This is a genomic window from Mycobacterium sp. (assembly GCF_049281135.1).
Taxonomy (GTDB): Bacteria; Actinomycetota; Actinomycetes; order Mycobacteriales; family Mycobacteriaceae; genus Mycobacterium.
In genome coordinates this window covers 1-1,676 of sequence record NZ_JBAPRN010000472.1, presented here as the reverse complement: position 1 = coordinate 1,676, position 1,676 = coordinate 1, and the positions used below count along the sequence as shown (strand labels likewise).

Annotated in this window: 2 protein-coding genes; both read left to right on the top strand. The window is 65.3% G+C overall.

The annotated features are described in order from the left end of the window. Positions 1–1,114, top strand: a 1,114-nt coding sequence (locus WAN02_RS18940) for a tyrosine-type recombinase/integrase (RefSeq protein WP_422265780.1), incomplete at its 5' end; no start/stop codon positions are given. Positions 1,115–1,177: 63 nt separating this feature from the next. Further along, positions 1,178–1,402: a hypothetical protein gene (locus tag WAN02_RS18935; RefSeq protein ID WP_422265779.1), complete on the top strand. Its 225-nt coding sequence runs from the start codon at positions 1,178–1,180 to the stop codon at positions 1,400–1,402. The last annotated feature ends 274 nt before the right edge of the window (positions 1,403–1,676 follow it).

Here is a 1,676-nt window from a genome sequence, read left to right as displayed (position 1 = left end):
CACCGACGGTTCCCTTCGTCGAGCCGTCATGGCCACCAGCAAAGTCAACGGCCGCAGCGTCTGGGCCGCACAACTCGCCACCGGCAACAGACAGAACCTGACCTACGAAGAAGACGAAGCGTTCTGGGCTTTCGCCGCGATCGAAACCCTGCGACTGACTGGCATCCGCGGTGAGGAATTACTCGAGCTGACCCACCACAGCATCACCGAATACCGGCTGCCATCTACCGGGGAACTGGTGCCGCTGCTGCAGATCGCCCCATCCAAGACCGACACCGAACGGCTGCTGCTGGTCAGCCCGGAGCTGGCAGACACGCTCAGCGCCATCGTCAGCCGCCTCCGCGACCGCAACGGCGCGATCCCGCTGGTCGCCGCCTACGACGTGCGCGAACGGGTCTGGAACCCGGCCATGCCACTGCTGTTCCAACGCGACGTCGGCAGTGAGCATCGGGCGATCACGCCCACCGCGCTGCGCAAACTGCTACTCAACGCCCTCGCCGCCACGGCGCTGACCGACGCAGCCGGCGCACCGTTGATCTTCTCTCCGCACGATTTTCGAAGGATCTTCGTGACCGACGCGATCATGAGTGGGCTGCCGCCACACATCGCGCAGATCATCTGCGGACACGCCAGCATCGACACAACGCTCGGATATAAGGCGATCTACCCGGCCGAGGCGATCGAGGCCCACCGGGCGTTCCTCGCCCGCCGCCGCGCGACCCGCCCCGGCGAGGAATACCGCACGCCGACTGACGAGGAATGGGACGCATTCCTCGCCCACTTCGAGAAGCGGAAGGTCTCCATCGGCACCTGCGCGCGCGCTTACGCAACGCCGTGCCTCCATGAGCATGCTTGCGTCAGATGCGCACTCCTACGAGTGGACCCCGCGCAGCGAACCCGGCTGGAAGAGATCCGCGACAACCTCCACGCTCGCATCGCCGAAGCCGAACGCGAAGGCTGGACCGGCGAGGTCGACGGGCTCAAAGTCAGCCTCGCCGGTGCCGAAGACAAGCTCATCCAGGTCGACACCACGTTGAACCGCCGAGCGCGCACCGTCCAGCTCGGCATGCCCACATTCAGTGACCTCGCAGGCCGCGCCAAACCGCCGAGCTGACCAGCAGAACCGGACACACCGGGTCGAATGATCAAGTTCAGATAAGCCTGCGTCCGCTGCCCGATGCTTTGGCCCGACGAGACCCAACGACACCGGATCCAGGAGATCATCGACAACCTGCGCGACCGAATCACCGAGGCACGCCGCGAAGGCTGGATGGGCGAGATCGATGGGCTCACCATCAGCCTCGCAGGAGCCGAACACAAACTCGCACAACTTGATCGGCGCCAGCGGACACCGGTCACACTCGGCATCCCGTCCCCTCGCCGCGCACAGCAGCAGACTTGATCAGCGGCCGAAACCAGGACCAGCGCCGCAAGATCAAGTTCAGTTAATACGGATTCCGTCCCGACTTCTGCCAAGCGGCCGATCCCCGGAATCGAAGGGGATCGTGGAGAACCTGGTTGGTTACGCCAAGACCGACCTGATGATCCCGGCACCGGTGACACCGGCGAGGCGTTCACCGACCTGAGCGCGGCGAACGCGGCAGCGGCGGCGTGGTGCCGTGAAGTCAACGGTGTCGAGCACAGCGAGATCCGCGCCGTCCCGGCCGAACGGCTGC